This window comes from Streptomyces sp. NPDC004647 (genome assembly GCF_040609575.1).
GTDB lineage: Bacteria > Actinomycetota > Actinomycetes > Streptomycetales > Streptomycetaceae > Streptomyces.
This window is the reverse complement of sequence record NZ_JBEXKU010000048.1, coordinates 25,401-38,907: the sequence shown is the minus strand read 5'-3', so window position 1 is coordinate 38,907 and position 13,507 is coordinate 25,401. Positions and strand designations below refer to the sequence as shown.

General features: G+C 71.7%; 13 protein-coding genes. 5 read left to right on the top strand and 8 right to left on the bottom strand.

Annotated features, from left to right (window positions below; all coding sequences use genetic code 11):
• Window positions 1-146: 146 nt before the first annotated feature.
• Together ABZW18_RS21555 and ABZW18_RS21550 are read right to left on the bottom strand one after the other, a co-directional pair.
• Window positions 147-623, bottom strand: coding sequence for a nitroreductase family deazaflavin-dependent oxidoreductase (locus ABZW18_RS21555; protein WP_356189682.1), 477 nt, complete (start codon window positions 621-623; stop codon window positions 147-149).
• Window positions 623-1,831 (bottom strand): acyl-CoA dehydrogenase family protein, encoded by a 1,209-nt coding sequence (locus tag ABZW18_RS21550; protein WP_356189680.1) that lies wholly within the window; start codon window positions 1,829-1,831, stop codon window positions 623-625. The genes ABZW18_RS21555 and ABZW18_RS21550 overlap by 1 nt, the downstream gene beginning before the upstream one ends.
• A gap of 173 nt (window positions 1,832-2,004) precedes the next feature.
• Between ABZW18_RS21550 and ABZW18_RS21545 the strand changes: the two genes are divergently transcribed.
• A complete protein-coding gene (locus ABZW18_RS21545; RefSeq protein ID WP_356189678.1) occupies window positions 2,005-3,186 on the top strand; it encodes an acetyl-CoA acetyltransferase in 1,182 nt (393 codons plus the stop codon).
• Between the two features lie 165 nt (window positions 3,187-3,351).
• On the opposite strand, the gene ABZW18_RS21540 is transcribed toward ABZW18_RS21545, so the two are convergent.
• From ABZW18_RS21540 to ABZW18_RS21530, 3 genes are all read right to left on the bottom strand, one after another.
• A complete protein-coding gene (locus ABZW18_RS21540; protein WP_356189676.1) occupies window positions 3,352-3,780 on the bottom strand; it encodes a nuclear transport factor 2 family protein in 429 nt (142 codons plus the stop codon).
• A gap of 187 nt (window positions 3,781-3,967) precedes the next feature.
• Window positions 3,968-4,480 (bottom strand): Zn-ribbon domain-containing OB-fold protein, encoded by a 513-nt coding sequence (locus ABZW18_RS21535; RefSeq protein ID WP_356189674.1) that lies wholly within the window; start codon window positions 4,478-4,480, stop codon window positions 3,968-3,970.
• 29 nt (window positions 4,481-4,509) lie between these two features.
• The gene (locus ABZW18_RS21530; RefSeq protein WP_356189672.1) at window positions 4,510-4,962 is read right to left on the bottom strand and encodes a DoxX family protein; all 453 of its coding nucleotides are present in this window, start codon (window positions 4,960-4,962) and stop codon (window positions 4,510-4,512) included.
• Window positions 4,963-5,125: 163 nt separating this feature from the next.
• Between ABZW18_RS21530 and ABZW18_RS21525 the strand changes: the two genes are divergently transcribed.
• From ABZW18_RS21525 to ABZW18_RS21515, 3 genes are all read left to right on the top strand, one after another.
• The gene (locus tag ABZW18_RS21525) at window positions 5,126-6,397 is read left to right on the top strand and encodes an NAD(P)/FAD-dependent oxidoreductase (protein WP_356189670.1); all 1,272 of its coding nucleotides are present in this window, start codon (window positions 5,126-5,128) and stop codon (window positions 6,395-6,397) included.
• A gap of 295 nt (window positions 6,398-6,692) precedes the next feature.
• The gene (locus ABZW18_RS21520) at window positions 6,693-8,918 is read left to right on the top strand and encodes an acetate--CoA ligase family protein (RefSeq protein WP_356189668.1); all 2,226 of its coding nucleotides are present in this window, start codon (window positions 6,693-6,695) and stop codon (window positions 8,916-8,918) included.
• A gap of 208 nt (window positions 8,919-9,126) precedes the next feature.
• Window positions 9,127-9,954 (top strand): enoyl-CoA hydratase-related protein, encoded by an 828-nt coding sequence (locus ABZW18_RS21515; protein WP_356189666.1) that lies wholly within the window; start codon window positions 9,127-9,129, stop codon window positions 9,952-9,954.
• A 135-nt stretch (window positions 9,955-10,089) separates the two neighbouring features.
• Here ABZW18_RS21515 and ABZW18_RS21510 read toward each other — a convergent pair whose 3' ends face one another.
• Window positions 10,090-10,704 carry a hypothetical protein gene (locus tag ABZW18_RS21510; protein WP_356189664.1) on the bottom strand — a complete coding sequence of 205 codons (615 nt, stop codon included), beginning with the start codon at window positions 10,702-10,704 and terminating at the stop codon, window positions 10,090-10,092.
• Window positions 10,701-11,306, bottom strand: a complete 606-nt coding sequence (locus ABZW18_RS21505; protein WP_356189662.1) for an RNA polymerase sigma factor — start codon at window positions 11,304-11,306, stop codon at window positions 10,701-10,703. Before ABZW18_RS21505 ends, ABZW18_RS21510 begins: the two co-directional genes overlap by 4 nt.
• Window positions 11,307-11,436: 130 nt before the next feature.
• On the opposite strand from ABZW18_RS21505, the gene ABZW18_RS21500 reads away from it, so the two are divergent.
• The gene (locus ABZW18_RS21500; protein WP_356189660.1) at window positions 11,437-12,075 is read left to right on the top strand and encodes a flavin reductase family protein; all 639 of its coding nucleotides are present in this window, start codon (window positions 11,437-11,439) and stop codon (window positions 12,073-12,075) included.
• Between the two features lie 21 nt (window positions 12,076-12,096).
• Here ABZW18_RS21500 and ABZW18_RS21495 read toward each other — a convergent pair whose 3' ends face one another.
• Window positions 12,097-13,476 carry an MFS transporter gene (locus ABZW18_RS21495; protein ID WP_356189659.1) on the bottom strand — a complete coding sequence of 460 codons (1,380 nt, stop codon included), beginning with the start codon at window positions 13,474-13,476 and terminating at the stop codon, window positions 12,097-12,099.
• Window positions 13,477-13,507 lie beyond the last annotated feature (31 nt).

The following is a 13,507-nucleotide window of genomic DNA, read 5'->3' as shown; positions in this document are numbered from 1 at the left end:
CACGGCGCCGGAACTCACCCACCCCAGCCCCCGCCCCGGAACCCGGCACCGGCACCGGAACCCGGCACCGGCACCCGAAACGCACCCGTACCGCCGCCGCGCCCCGGACCGCCCCGGCCCGCCCCGCCCCGGCCCGGCCGGCGAGGTCACCCGTGGTGCCACTCCAGGCGGAAGAGGCGGATCCGGCGGTCCACTCGCGACTGGTAGTTCGCGTACGGCGGCCAGAACCTGAGCACCGCCGTCCACACCAGCTCCCGCTCCGCCCCCTCCAGCAGGCGCGCACGCACCGGTATGTCGCGGCCCTGCCAGTTGATCTCCGCGTCCGGGTGGGCAAGGAGGTTCGCCGTCCAGGACGGGTGGTCCGGGCGGCCGAAGTTGCTGCCGATCAGGATGAAAGTGCCGCCCTCCTCCAGCATGCAGGCCAGCGGCGTACGCCTGCGCTGCCCGCTCTTCGCGCCCGTCGCCGTCAGAATCACCCCCGGCAGCATCCGCGCGCTGAGCAGCACCCTGCCGCGCGTCAGCCGGTGCACCGCCCGGTCCATCGCCGGGACCACATGCGGCGCGATCTTCGCGAACGTACGCGTCGACGACACCTTCTGGATCAACCGCACACCCGGCGGCATCAGACCACCACCGCCTCTCGGTCGCCGTCCCCGCCGAAGAGCCCCGTGCACTCGGCCGCCCACGCCCGCAGCCGGTGCGCGGGCCCGAAGAGGAGTTCGTCGGAGGCAGCCCGTTTGAAGTAGAGGTGCGCTGCGTGTTCCCAGGTGAAGCCGAGGCCCCCGTGCAGCTGTACCGCCTCGCCCGCCACCGCGCGCTGCGCCTCCAGCGCCTGGGCGAGGGCCAGCCCGCCGACGGACGGATCGGCCTGTTCCCCGCCCGCCGCCCACGCCGCGTAGTACGCCGCCGACCGGGCCGCCTGAATCTGTACGTAGAGGTCGGCCAACCGGTGTTTGACCGCCTGGAAGGACCCGATCGGGCGGCCGAACTGCTCCCGGGCACCCACATACTCCACCGTGCGCGCGAAGGCCCCGTCCGCCGCACCCACCGCTTCTGCCGCCAGCGCCGCTGCCGCCGTACCGCCGAGCCTCGCCAGCGCGCCCGGAACATCGGCGTCGTCCGCCGCGCCCAGCAACTCCGCTGGTGTATCCCGCAGTTCGACTCCGGCCTGCGACCGGGTCTCGTCGAGCGCGGTCCGCCGGGTACGGGCGAGGCCGACGGCCCCTTCCCTTACGACGAACAGGAGCGTACGGCTGCGCGCGTAGCCGCCGGTGTGGGCGGCGGCCAGCAGCAGCCCGGCGCCGTGCCCGTCGAGTACCTGGTCGGCCTGCCCGTAGAGCCGCCAGCCGTCGCGCGTGTGCCGCGCCTGGATGCCGCCCGCGCGGCCGCCGCCGGCCCAGTCGCCGCCGTTGTCGCCGGTCAGCCCGAGGGCGAGGGGCACCGTGCCGCCGGGCACGGCGAGTGTGGCCGTCAGTCCGCCGCACGCGATCCGCGGCAGCAGCTCGGCCCGCTGTTCGTCCGTGCCGAGCGCGGCGATCAGCGGGGCGGTGAGCACCACGCCGGGCAGCAGCGGGGAGGGCATCAGGACGCGGCCCGTCTCCTCGCAGGCGAGCGCCAGTTCGGTCGGCCCGCAGCCCACGCCCCCGTACTCGGCCGGGAGCGCCAGACCCGGCAGCCCGAGATGCTCGGCGAGCTGCCGCCACAGCGCCTCGTCCCACCCGCGGGGGGTGCGCACCGCGGCCTTGACGTCATCGGGACCGCAGTGCTTGAACAGCAGTTCGCGCAGCGTGCGGCGGATCTCGTCCTGCTCGGCGGTGAAGGCGGCGTCCATCGGCAAGCTCCTCCCCTGATCTGACGGGGCGTCATACTAGGTGGCGCGGTGGCAGATGGACAGAGCCGCGGAGATCTGGAGCGTCGGAGGGGTCGAGCGTTCGAGGGTGGAGTGCGGGGACGCGGCCCGCCGGAGAGCCGGTTGCGAGGCGATATCTGATGTACCGTCAGTTCATGCCGAACGCGATACCCGCCCCCGCCCGCAGGGTCGCCGTCGTCGGCGTCGCCCTCTCGGAGTGCGGCCGGATCGACGGGCTCACGCCGTACGCACTGCACGCCCAGGCCGCCCGTCGCGCGCTCGCCGACTCCGGGCTGGACCGCTCGGTCGTCGACGGCTTCGCCTCGGCGGGGCTCGGCACCCTCGCCCCGGTGGAGGTCGCCGAGTATCTCGGGCTGCGCCCCACCTGGACCGACTCCACGTCGGTCGGCGGCGCGACCTGGGAAGTGATGGCCGCGCATGCGGCGGATGCCATCGCCGCCGGGCATGCCGAAGCCGTACTGCTCGTCTACGGATCCACGGCGCGCGCCGACCTCAAGGCGAAGCGGCGCACCGCGAACCTCTCCTTCGGCGCGAGCGGGCCTCTCCAGTTCGAGGTCCCGTACGGCCACACGCTCATCGCGAAGTACGCGATGGCCGCCCGGCGCCATATGCACCAGTACGGCACCACACTGGCGCAGCTCGCCGAGGTCGCCGTGCAGGCGCGGGCGAACGCCGCACACAACCCGGAGGCGATGTACCGCACACCGGTCACCGTTGACGAGGTGCTGTCCGGCCCGGTGATCGCCGACCCGTTCACCACACTGCACTGCTGCGTCCGCTCGGACGGCGGCTGCGCCGTGCTGCTCGCGGCCGAGGAGTACGTCCCGGACACCGCGAGGAAGCCGGTGTGGATCCTGGGGACGGGCGAACACCTGTCGCACAGCACGATGTCGGAGTGGGAGGACTTCACGGTCTCTCCGGCCGCGGTGTCGGGCCGGCTCGCCTTCGAACGGGCCGGGGTGCGCCCCGAGGACATCGATCTCGCCGAGATCTACGACGCCTTCACCTATATGACGCTGGTGACCCTGGAGGACCTGGGGTTCTGCGCGAAGGGCGAGGGCGGGGCGTTCGTGGAAAAGGGACGGCTGCTGCGCGACGGCGACCTGCCGGTCAATACCGACGGCGGCGGACTGTCCGCCTGCCATCCGGGGATGCGTGGTCTGTTCCTGCTGGTGGAGGCGGCACGGCAGCTGCGTGGTGAGGCGGGCGCGGGGCAGGTCCGCAAGGCGGGCGGGCGGCTGCCTGAGCTCGCGGTGGCCTCGGGGACGGGCGGCTGGTTCTGCTCGTCGGGAACTGTCGTCCTGGGGCGGGACTGACTCGACCGGGCCGCCCGGGGGAGAGGCGGGATGCGCGATACGGCTCACGATTGCCGCACGCAGGTGACGACCGCCGGCGGCCGGCCGCGCGCCCGTAGCCTGCGCCTCGCACTCCGTGCCTCGTACCCCGCGCCCCGCGCCTCCTACCCCGCGCCCAGTGCCACGTCAGCCGTTGGGGTCCGCTACGAGCCCGTCGGCGACCAGCCCGGCAAGCACGGCGTCGCTGAGAGCGCTGACCGCCGACTGCGGGCGCACCATGACCGTGAACTCCTTGATCAGTCCAGCCTCGTCGAGGTGCAGCAGGTCCATACCGTGGATCGCCTTGCCGTTCACGTTCGCCCGGAAGATCAGGACGTGCGCGTCGGCCTCGTCACCGCTTCCGCTGAGCTCGGCCGTGCCCTGGAACTCACCGACGTAACGGAAGTCCTCGAACGTACGGAGCAGCACGCCGAAGAGGCCCTGAACCATGGGACGGCCCACGAACGGCGTGAACTTCACTGGGCTGTAGAACCGCACATCCGACGCAAAAAGGCCTTCCAATGCGGCCAGATCACGCTTTTCGACGGCGGAGCGGAATTTCTCGGGGGTCGACATCACAGTCTCCTTCATAGTCAACGATACGAATACTCATACCAATGACCAGAGTGGCGTCGGGGCGCGGGCCCGCCCTTCCTTCAGACGCAACGCTTTCACGCACATCAGCCGGCGCAACTCGCTTTCCGGAAGATCGCCTTGCCCTCTGCTCGCCCTCACGGGCAGGACGGCGGACCTGACCGACGAATCAACGAGAGGCCGACCCGCGGGCGGGGCGGAAGACTGGGACGGTGATCTCTTCGGCCTCACGCCGGAAGGCCACTTCCAGATCGAGGCCGACGGCCAGGGTGAGCGCAACGGGCACGCAGTCGACGACTTCTGTCATCATCCGCGGGCCCTCGGCGAGGTCTACGACCGCGGCCACGTACGGGACGCGTTCGCCGAAGGGCGGCAGATCGTTCCGGTGCACCACCGACCAGGTGTAGAGGGTGGCGCGGCCACTCGCCTGCTCCCAGGAGACGTCCTCGCTCCAGCAGCGGGGGCAGAACTCCCTCGGATAGTGGTGCGCTCTGCCGCATGCCGCGCAGCGGCGGATCAGCAGCCGCCCCTCGGCCGTAGCGTCCCAGTAGGGGCGCGTGAAGGCGTCGATCTCGGGCAGGTCGAAGCGCCTCGCGGCCCCGGGCTGTGCGGCTCCTGGCCGGGCTCCGGGCCGGGATCCGGGCAGCGTCGTCCGGGGCCTCTTCGCCCCGGGCTGGGGCATCCCGGGCTGGGGCATCCCGGGCTGGGGCGTCACAGGAAAAGCCCCAGTGCCTCGTCGAGCGACCAGGTCTGCCAGCCCATCCCGAAGAAGGCGACGAGCGAGATCAGCGCCATCATCGAGTTCTGGCCCTGCTCGGCCCAGTCGTGGATCATCAGAACCAGGTAGAGCAGGTTGAGCAACAGCCCGCCGATCAGCGCGACCGGGGTCAGAATGCCGAGGATCAGACCGAGCCCGAGGGCCAGTTCCGCGTGGACCACGATGTACGCCATGGCCCGCGGCGGGGGCTTGACCACCGCGTCGAAGCCGCGGCGTACGGACATCCAGCGGTGCTCCGCCGCGACACTCGCCGCCCACGCGATGCCCGTACCGCGCTCGAACCAGGCCTTCTTGTCCTTGTGCCGCCAGCTCTCCAGCCACCACAGGCCGAGGCCTATTCGGAGCACGGCGAGCCATTCGGCTCCGCTGAGCCAGATCGTCTGCACCGGGGCACACCCTCCTCCGCGCCTTCCTTCAATTTCCTGACGGTACGTCAGTTCAGCGGATGGTTGCGTCAGGCGCAAGAGGTCACGGACCGTGATCTATCCGCAACCGATTCGGTACGGGATTGACCGACACACGTCAATCATCCGCCTTACGCTCACGCACATGCCCGACATCACCCCCACGACTGCCACGACTCCCACGCACTTCACGCCCAGTTCTCCCGTGTATGTCATCGGAGGCGGACCCGGCGGTCTGGCCACCGCGGCGGCGCTGGGCGGGCGCGGCTTACGTGCCGTCGTACTGGAGAAGTCCGACGCGGTGGGCGCCTCGTGGCGCGGGCACTACGACCGGCTGGAACTGCACACCACCCGCAGGCTGTCCGCTCTGCCCGGACTCGCCATACCGCGCTCGTACGGTCGCTGGCTCGGCCGCGACCGCGTGGTCCGCTATCTGGAGGAGTACGCCGAACACCACGAGCTGGAAATCGTCACGGGGGTGGAGGTGTCCCGCGTCGAGCGGTCCGGCCCCCAGCCCGGCTCGAATCCAGGCTCCGGCTCGGGCTCCGGCTCCAGTTCCGGTTCCGGTTCCGGTTCCGGTTCCGGTTCCGGCTGGATGCTGCGTGCCACCGGCGGCAGGGAGCTCTCGGCCGCGTCGGTCGTCGTCGCGACCGGCTACAACCACACGCCGTACGTCCCGGACTGGCCGGGTCGCAGCTCCTTCGGCGGGGAGCTGCTGCACGCGGGCCGCTACCGCAACGCCGAGCCCTACCGCGGCCGGGACGTCCTGGTCGTCGGCACCGGCAACACGGGCGCGGACATCGCGGTCGACCTCGCCGAAGGCGGCGCCTCGCGCGTACGGCTCGCGGTGCGCACGGCGCCGCACATCGTGCGCCGCACGACGGTGGGCTGGCCCGCGCAGTCAACCGGGATCCTCGTCCGCCGGCTGCCCCGCCGCGTGGTGGACCGAGCAGCGCGGACGATGGCCCGGCTGTCCGTACCGGACCTCTCCGCCCACGGGCTGCCGAGGCCGAAAACCGGCCTGTACTCCCGGGTTATGGAGGGTGCGATCCCCGTGCAGGACGTGGGTCTGGTCGGCGCGATCCGCTCAGGGAAGGTCGAACCCGTCGGCGCCGTCCAGTCCTTCGAGAACGACAAGGTCGTACTCGCGGACGGCTTGCACATCACACCGGATGTGGTGATCGCCGCCACGGGCTACCGGCGGGGCCTGGAGGACCTGGTCGGGCATCTGGACGTACTGGACGGCCGCGGCCGTCCCCGTACTCACGGCCGCCGGCCCACCGCGCCCGGGCTGTACTTCACGGGCTATACGAACCCGATCAGCGGCATGCTCCGCGAACTGGCCATCGACGCCGACAAGATCGCACGCGCCATCCAGCGCGAGGAAGCGCGCCGCCACACGGCACGGCGCCGCTGACCCGGCGCTGCGACGGGCACGCAGAGCCACTGCTCCACGCCAACCCCACCGGCTGCCCCGAACCACCGACGCCCCAACCATCCACGCGCGAACCGCCCCACGCCCGGACGTCCGAGCCGTCCGCCGTCCGCCGTCCGCCGTCCGCCGTCCGCCGAGGAGACCTCCCCGCCGAGAGTCGGCTTTCTGCTGTCAGCCCTGTTCCTGACATGACATCAGTTGCGTAATCTGACTATGCGTCAGCTATTTCGCTGGGCGCGTGTCAGTACCGGCCATCGAGCAGGAGCGGGCGAGAACGATGCTTGGATCGACTCACGGCACCCTCACCACTCACTCCCGCCCGGCCCGCGTCGTGGCCTGCGGTGAGCACCCTCGGACCACGGTCCACAACACGGCGCTCCCGAGCGAGGACACGGACGTCAGCGGGCGCCCGCTGCACGCCGCGGTCCCCGACCTGGGCCGATTCTTCCAGCCCCGGTCCATGGCTGTCATCGGTGCCTCCGACAGCGAGGGCCGCCCCAACACCGGCATCACGCGCCGGCTCATCGACTGGGCCGAGCGGGTCGGAGCCGGTCTCCACCCCGTCAACCCGGGCCGCGGCACCGTCTTCGGCCTCCCCTGCCTCCCTTCCGTCGCCGACCTCCCCGAGCCGGTGGACCTCGCTGTTCTCCTTGTCGCGGACCCCCTTCCCGTCATCGAGGAGCTCGCCGGGACCAAGGTGAGGTTCGCGGTCGCCTTCGCCTCCGGCTTCGCCGAGACCGGCGAGGAAGGCGCTGCCGCCCAGGACCGGCTCGCCACGGCCGTACGGCGCTCCGGCCTCCGGCTGCTGGGCCCCAACACCAATCTCAACGCCTTCGAGAAGTTCCGCGACGATCTCGAAGGCCCCGCCATCGCCCTGATCACACAGTCCGGCCACCAGGGCCGCCCGGTCTTCGCCCTCCAGGAGCTGGGCATCCGGCTCTCCCACTGGGCGCCGACCGGCAACGAGGCCGATCTGGAGACCGCCGACTTCATCTCCTACTTCGCCTCACAGCCCGAGGTCGGCGCCATCGCCGCGTACATGGAAGGGCTGAAGGACGGCCGCAGCTTTCTGCTCGCCGCCGACCGGGCGGCGCGCAACAAGGTCCCGGTGATCGCGGTCAAGGTCGGCCGCACCGAGACCGGCGCCCGGACGGCCGCCTCCCACACCGGCAAACTGACCGGGGCGGACCAGGTGGTGGACGCCGCGATGCGGCAGTTCGGCGTGATCCGCGTCGACGGGCTCGACGAGCTCCAGGACACCGCCGCACTCCTCGCCCGCGCCCGTCCGCCGCGGGCCGAGGGCGTAGCCGTCTATTCGATCTCCGGCGGCACGGGCGCGCACTTCTCGGACCTGGCGGCCGCGGCGGGCCTGTCCGTCCCCACCCTCTCCGCCGCGAAGCAAACCGAACTCCACCAGTGGATACCGGAGCATCTGAGCACCGCGAACCCCATCGACAACGGCGGCCACCCGGTGGGCGACTGGCGCGGCCGGGAGATCATCGACGCGATCCTCGCCGACCCCGGCGTGGGCGTCCTCATCTGCCCCATCACCGGGCCCTTCCCCCCGATGAGCGACAAACTCGCGCAGGATCTGGTGGAGGCGGCGGAGGCAACGGACAAGCTGGTGTGTGTGGTCTGGGGCTCTCCGGTAGGCACCGAGGACGCCTACCGCTCCACTCTGCTCGGCTCGTCCCGGGTCGCCACCTTCCGCACCTTCTCCAACTGCGTCACCGCCGTCCACGCCTACTTCGGCCACCACCGCTTCACCACGGGATACCGCTCTCCGTTCGACCACGCGCCCCGCACGTTGTCCCCCTCCGCCCGCAAAGCGCAGGCCCTGCTGCACCCGGGCACGCAGCTGAGCGAGCACGCGGCGAAGCAGCTGTTGCGGGCGTACGGCATCAGGGTGCCGCGCGAGCAGCTGGTGACCAGCGCGGCCGCCGCTGTCCGGGCAGCCGGGCTGGTCGGCTACCCGGTCGTCATGAAGGCCTCGGCCGTACAGCTCGCACACAAGACGGAACTGGGCCTGGTGAAAGTCGGACTGACGTCGGCCAGCCAGGTCCGTGACGCCTATCGCGAGCTGACCGACATCGCCCGCTACGAAGGCTTCACGCCCGACGGCGTGCTGGTCTGCCAAATGATCGAGCGGGGCGTGGAAATGGTCGTCGGCATCACCCACGACAGCCTCTTCGGTCCCACCGTGACGGTCGGCCTCGGCGGGGTCCTCGTCGAAGTGCTGCGCGACGCGGCGGTCCGCGTACCGCCGTTCGGCGAGGACCAGGCCCGCACCATGCTGCGCGAACTGCGCGGCCAGGCCCTGCTGGAGGGCGTACGGGGCTCCCCTCCCGCGGACGTGGACGCCCTGGTGGAAGTCGTCCTGCGTGTCCAGCGCATCGCCATGGAACTGGGCGACCACCTCGCGGAGCTGGACATCAACCCCCTGGTGGTACTGCCCCGCGGCCAGGGCGCGGTGGCCCTCGACGCGCTGGCCCTGTGCGGGTGAGCCGGGCCGATCACCCGGCGGGTCCGGTGGAGCCGTGCTCGGCGAGCGCGGCTCCACCGGAGGGCTCGGCTGTGGATGTGCCGCGCCTTTCCCGCCCCCCGCGCGGGAAAGACACGCCACGACCCACCTCCGGCACCGACACCCCCGTGCCGACGCCGCAGCCGTGTGCTGCCGCGGCCCGGACCGCCGACGACCAAGGAGCTTCCACATGACTGCCTCCCCCGAGAAGTCCCTGGAGACATTGGTACTCCACACCACTGACAACGGCGTCTCGTGGATCACCCTCAACCGCCCGGAGGCGATGAACGCCATCACCCCTGACCAGCGCGAACGCATCATTTCGCTGCTCGGGTCAGCTTCTGCGGACCCGGACGTGCGGGCCGTGGTCGTCACCGCCACCGGCAGGGGATTCTGCGCGGGCGCCGACCTGCGGACCGGGAACGGCCCTGCGGCAGGTGGCGACAGGGAGCGCCTCGCGGGTGACGTGGCCCGTACGATCCGGTGCGGCGCTCAGCGGCTGGTCAGCGCGGTCCTGGACTGCGAGAAGCCGGTGATCGCCGCTGTCAACGGCACGGCGGCGGGCATGGGTGCGCATCTGGTCTTCGCCTGCGACCTCGTCCTCGCGGCCGAAACCGCCGAATTCATCGAGGTGTTCGTACGCCGTGGGCTCGTACCGGACGGGGGCGGTGCGTATCTGCTTCCGCGCCTGATCGGGCCGCAGCGCGCCAAGGAGCTGATGTTCTTCGGCGACGCACTGCCCGCCGCCGACGCCGAGCGCCTCGGCCTCGTCAACCGGGTGGTCCCGGCCGAGGACTTGGAGAAGACCGCCCGCGAGTGGGCCGAGCGCCTCGCCGCCGGACCGACCCGCGCCCTGTCCCTGACGAAACAGCTGGTCAATGCCTCCCTGGAGGCGGGCCGTGCTGTCGCCTTCGCCGCCGAGGCCACCGCGCAGGAGATCAATATGACGACGGACGACGCCAACGAGGGCGTCACCTCCTTCGTGGAGCGCCGGACTCCGCACTACCGCGGACGCTGAACGAACCCGTGTCCACGCCCCGTTGGCGGGATCTCGGGGGCGGCACGACGGCCGGGAAGTCCCCTTCGGCCTGCACTCGGCGCGGCGGGCGGTGCTCCGGACCAGTGAGTCGCTGCTGCCTCGGGAGGGAGCCGTTCACTTTCGGGTCGCGTCCTCGACCTCGCCCCTGGAACACGGACGAACTTCGGCCGTGTTGCGCGTACGGACCCCGGGCAGCCAGCCCTCTTTTCGGTCACCCGTCCTGACGAGGTACCAGCGGGTCGAGGTGAGGCCGGCCTCGTCCTCGACCAGGGTGCCGTCGGAGACGACGCACATCGCCGCCAGATCGTCGCCGTGCCAGACCCGGGCCGCCGCGTTGCCGGACGCCGCGTACTCGCCGTACGGGTCCTTGGCCAGCCGCAGCGCGCACTCCAGCGTGCGGAGTTCGCGGCAGGGCCGTTCGGTGTTGTGGACGGTGAGCGTCACCGCGGGACGGGAGTCGGAGGAGGGCGGAACCGTGTCGTCCACGGGCTGCCGCGCCAGCCACCAGGCCCCGAGGATGACCGCGCTGACCACCGTCGCCGCGGTCAGGGCGACCACAGCGAAACGGGGCCGGCGCCACCGCACCGTGGCCGGCCTGGGACCCGTGGCCGCTGACCGTACGCCCTCCCAGAGCCCGGGAGGCGTCTCGATCTCCTCATCGGCCGCTCGGAGCCGGTCACGCAGCACCGCCACGACACGCTCGTCCGCCGCCTGCTCGTCCGGCCTCATCGCGCGCCTCCCAATCCGTCCGTGCCGGGACGGACGGTAGACGCCGGCCCGTCGAGGAACTCCCGCAGCCTGTCCAGCGCCCGCGCCCGGTGCCGGGCGGCCGTCCCGCGATGGACCTTCATGATTTTCGCCGCCTGGTCGATGGTGTAGCCGTCCAGGTCGACCAGTATCACCACCCCGGCCTGCCGGGAGGAGAGCCTGCCCAGCAGCCGTACCGCCTCGAGCTCCGCGTCCAGGCGCTCGACCCCGCCGTCCCAGGTGACGGAACCGATCGCGCCGGCCGGACCCGCCGCGCCTGCCCCGGGCCCCTCCATATCGTCCACCAGCACCTGGCGGCGCTCGCGGCGGTGGGCGTCGCGTACAACGCTCAGCACGGCGGCGAACGCGTACGCGTACGGCTCCGGATGCGCCAGGAACTTCTGCGGCCGGGCGGCCAGTTTGAGATACGCGTCGTGCACCGCGTCCTCGGCCGCGTGCCTCGTCCCCGCCAGCATGACCGCTCTTCGGTAGAGCCGGGGCAGCAGCCCGCTGAAGATCTCATCGAACGGCGACTGCCGCGGCGAGGGCGATGACGCATTCGAACTGGTGGGCGTATTGGACATGCTGCGAGCTACTCTCCCCGTCGTACCTACGAGCTGCCCCTGCCCGACCTTGGGACACCCCACGCCCCTTCGACCGTAGGGAAGTTGCGGCTTTCTTCCTATCTGACGTTCCATCAGATTCAATGGAGGCATGATGGGACACGCAGGTATGGCCGCCACCGCCGTGCGCTATCTGCGATCGGTCGGTTCGCCGACGACCGCCGAGCGCACGGTCGACCCTCTGTCCCGGCCCGGTCTGCGGGCTGTCCGGGAGGACGAGCGCCTGCCCCTCGACCCGGCCGAATTCCGCCGCGTGCTGGGCAACTTCGCCAGCGGCGTCACCGTCGTCACCGCTCCCGGCGCGGCGGACGAGAGAGGCCCGGCGGGCTTCGCCTGCCAGTCCTTCGCCGCACTCTCCCTCGATCCTCCGCTGGTCGCCTTCATGGTCGCGCGCACCTCCACGACCTGGCCGCGCATCGCCCGCGCCGGGGTCTTCTGCGTGAACGTCCTGGGCGCGGAGCAGGGCCCCCTGTGCCGTGACTTCGCGGTGAGCGGGTCGCACCGTCCCGACAAGTTCGCCGGCGTCGAGTACGGCCCGGCCCCGGTGACGGACTCCCCGCGCCTGCGGGGCGCCCCCGCGTGGATCGACTGCACGATCAACGCCGTCCACACCGGCGGCGACCATCTGATCGTGGTGGGCCGCGTCGAGGCCCTGGGCACGGACGACGCGGCCGCGGGGGCCGGACCGCTGCTCTTCCACCGGGGAACGTTCGGGAGTTTGAACTCCTGACCGGCCCTGAGACAGGGGTGATCAGCCGGTCCCCGGGGTCTGGCGCTCCGGTCGGCGGCGGATGATCAGGGCCATCAGAGCGGCCACCGCGCACAGCGCGCCCGAGGTGTACCAGGCCGTGTCGTACGAACCCGTGACATCCCGGATCAGGCCCGTCAGGAAAGCCACCACGCCCGCGCCCATCTGGTGGGATGCCAGCACCCAGCCGAAGACGATCGCACCGTCCTGGCCGAAGTGCTCACGGCACAGGGCGACCGTGGGCGGCACGGTGGCCACCCAGTCCAGGCCGTAGAACACGATGAAGAACAGCATCGGCGGATGGACCGAGCCGGCCAGCAGCAGTGGCAGGAACAGCAGGGAGACGCCGCGCAGCGCGTAGTAGACGGCGAGCAGGCGGCGGGAGTCGTAGCGGTCGGTGAACCAGCCCGAGGCGACCGTGCCGACCAGGTCGAACACGCCGATGACGGCGAGCAGGCCGGCGGCGGCGGTGACCGGCATGCCGTGGTCGTGGGCGGCGGGCACGAAGTGGGTCCCGATCAGGCCGTTGGTGGAGGCTCCGCAGATGGCGAAGGTGCCGGCGAGCAGCCAGAAGACCTTCGTACGGGCGGCGGAGCGCAGCGCACCGATCGCGCGCCCCGCCGCGCCGCCGCCCGCGGGGGCCGCCGGCCCGGGTTCGAGCGCCTCCTCGGGCCCTGCGCCGTAGCGGATCGTGCCGACATCCTGCGGCCGGTCGCGCAGCAGCCACAGCACGAGCGGTACGACCGCCAGAGCGGCGCAGGTGACGGAGAGGGTCGCCGTCCGCCAGTCGTAGCGCTCGGCGAGCCAGGCGACCAGCGGCAGGAAGACCAGTTGTCCGGCGGCGCTGCCCGCTGTGAGCACGCCGGTGACCAGTCCGCGCCGCGCCAGGAACCAGCGGTTCACCACGGTGGCGACGAAGGACAGCGCCATGGAACCGGTGCCGAGGCCGACCAGGACTCCCCAGCACAGCACGAGCTGCCAGCCGGCGTTCATGAAGACGGTGAGCCCGCTGCCCGAGGCGACGAGAAGCAGCGCGGAGGCGACGACTCTGCGCATCCCGAAGCGTTCCATCAGGGCCGCGGCGAACGGTGCGGTCAGTCCGTAGAGCACGAGGTTGACCGAGACCGCGGCCGAGATCAGGCCGCGCGACCAGCCGAACTCCGCGTGCAGCGGGTCGATCAGCACGCTGGGGGCCGCGCGGAAGGCGGCCGCGCCGACCAGCGCGACGAAGGCCACGGCGGCGACCCACCAGGCCCGGTGGATGCGGGGGCCGGGCTCGGCGGGCGCGACGTGCCGGTCGCCTCGTACGGGGAGCTGCGGTGTGTGCGTCACCGGATCAGCATCCGCGACCCGGCGGATGACGGCGAGTGGCCCATAGGACATGGTTCGCTAGGATCGGGCCACTGGGCCGGCG

Bases quoted from the DNA above. Each gene is read 5' to 3' on its own strand.
- ABZW18_RS21550 (WP_356189680.1), bottom strand. From the start codon at position 1,831: ATGGACGCCGCCTTCACCGCCGAGCAGGACGAGATCCGCCGCACGCTG.
- ABZW18_RS21520 (WP_356189668.1), top strand. From the start codon at position 6,693: ATGCTTGGATCGACTCACGGCACCCTCACCACTCACTCCCGCCCGGCC.
- ABZW18_RS21495 (WP_356189659.1), bottom strand. From the start codon at position 13,476: ATGTCCTATGGGCCACTCGCCGTCATCCGCCGGGTCGCGGATGCTGAT.
- ABZW18_RS21545 (WP_356189678.1), top strand. From the start codon at position 2,005: ATGCCGAACGCGATACCCGCCCCCGCCCGCAGGGTCGCCGTCGTCGGC.
- ABZW18_RS21515 (WP_356189666.1), top strand. From the start codon at position 9,127: ATGACTGCCTCCCCCGAGAAGTCCCTGGAGACATTGGTACTCCACACC.
- ABZW18_RS21500 (WP_356189660.1), top strand. From the start codon at position 11,437: ATGATGGGACACGCAGGTATGGCCGCCACCGCCGTGCGCTATCTGCGA.
- ABZW18_RS21510 (WP_356189664.1), bottom strand. From the start codon at position 10,704: ATGAGGCCGGACGAGCAGGCGGCGGACGAGCGTGTCGTGGCGGTGCTG.
- ABZW18_RS21540 (WP_356189676.1), bottom strand. From the start codon at position 3,780: ATGTCGACCCCCGAGAAATTCCGCTCCGCCGTCGAAAAGCGTGATCTG.
- ABZW18_RS21505 (WP_356189662.1), bottom strand. From the start codon at position 11,306: ATGTCCAATACGCCCACCAGTTCGAATGCGTCATCGCCCTCGCCGCGG.
- ABZW18_RS21555 (WP_356189682.1), bottom strand. From the start codon at position 623: ATGCCGCCGGGTGTGCGGTTGATCCAGAAGGTGTCGTCGACGCGTACG.
- ABZW18_RS21525 (WP_356189670.1), top strand. From the start codon at position 5,126: ATGCCCGACATCACCCCCACGACTGCCACGACTCCCACGCACTTCACG.
- ABZW18_RS21535 (WP_356189674.1), bottom strand. From the start codon at position 4,480: ATGCCCCAGCCCGGGGCGAAGAGGCCCCGGACGACGCTGCCCGGATCC.